The sequence below is a fragment of the Larkinella fluvii genome, from assembly GCF_051857545.1.
In the GTDB taxonomy this organism is placed as follows: Bacteria; Bacteroidota; Bacteroidia; order Cytophagales; family Spirosomataceae; genus Larkinella.
This window is the reverse complement of the sequence record NZ_JBPZHB010000028.1, coordinates 1-1,312: the sequence shown is the minus strand read 5'-3', so window position 1 is coordinate 1,312 and position 1,312 is coordinate 1. Positions and strand designations below refer to the sequence as shown.

General features: G+C 45.8%; 1 protein-coding gene. It reads left to right on the top strand.

Features of this window, described 5'->3' with window-relative positions:
* The first annotated feature begins 84 nt into the window (after window positions 1–84).
* Window positions 85–1,290, top strand: coding sequence for an IS4 family transposase (locus tag ACS5NO_RS33160; RefSeq protein ID WP_439419077.1), 1,206 nt, complete (start codon window positions 85–87; stop codon window positions 1,288–1,290).
* The last annotated feature ends 22 nt before the right edge of the window (window positions 1,291–1,312 follow it).

The following is a 1,312-nucleotide window of genomic DNA, read 5'->3' as shown; positions in this document are numbered from 1 at the left end:
ATCAGTACTGTACGAAGGATTTGATCTTCCGGGATAAATAGCTAAGTATTTGTTGTTCTTTGATCTACTGGATTTTCGAAAGCGATGGATAAACCAATTATTCAGAGTCAATCGGTTTTGGCTTCTGACTTGCTGGACTTGATCGGACAGGACTACTTACAAGCCTTGTCGGATGAACTTGGAGCCGACAAGTGGGTCATCAAGCTACAAACTAAGACCGTATTTAGCCTCCTGATTTACAGTTTACTAGAAAGTGATCGGGTCAGCTTACGCAGTATGCAGGAGTCCTACTCATCGGCTTTGTTCAAGGCTATTGAGAACCTGGCCGTGGATGCCACAACCGCCCATTCCAGCATTCGCGATCGACTCACTCAGGTGGATGTGACTTATTTTGAGCGCATCTATCAACATGTTTATCACTTGGTGAGTCAGCACTACGACCAGCCCACACTGACCAAATACAATATTAAACGCTACGACTCGACGATGATTCAGGTCTTTGGCCATCTGACCACGGGTATGAAAGTCGGTAACAGCAGCACCAATAAACGCCAGGTGAAGCTCACCACCGAGTTGGAAAATGACTTTTGCGTTCGCATGAAATTCTTTGACGACCAGCCTCATTTGTCGGAAGAGACCGCGCTAAAAGAACTCATTCAGCAGGCGCAACATGCAAAAAATGACCTGATTGTCTTTGATCGGGGCCTCAAATCCCGGCAAATCTTCCAGGATTTCTCCCAAAAGAACACACAATTTGTCACCCGGCTCAACGAGAATGCTTGTTATCAAGTGCTACGTCCCCATCAGCCCCTGCCGGTTATTGGACACGATGATTTGCAGGTACTCAGTGACGAGATGGTCATGCTCTATAGTGATGGCAAAAAGCTTGTCCAGCAAGAGTTCCGACTCATCAGGGCACAGGTCAAAACCAGTGGTCAACAGTTGTTGTTTCTGACCAATGTGCTGGATTTGTCAGCGTATTTAATTGCTTATATTTATCGGCAACGCTGGCAGATTGAGACGTTTTTCCGGTTCATGAAGCAGGAAATGAACCTGACGCATTTTGTGAGCCACCATCAAAATGCCGTTCAGGTCATGCTCTATTGCACTCTCATTGCGGCCATGCTGATTCTGGTTTACAAAAAAGGCAATGCCATCCAGTCCTACAAGAAAGCGAAAATCCAGTTTTTCAAAGAACTACAAGCCAACGTCATTCTGGAAGTGCTCGACTTACCCAACGGTGTTGAGCTACTCAGAAAATACTTAGCACACCAAGCCCGAAGGAGTTAAAACAATCCTTCGTACAGTACTG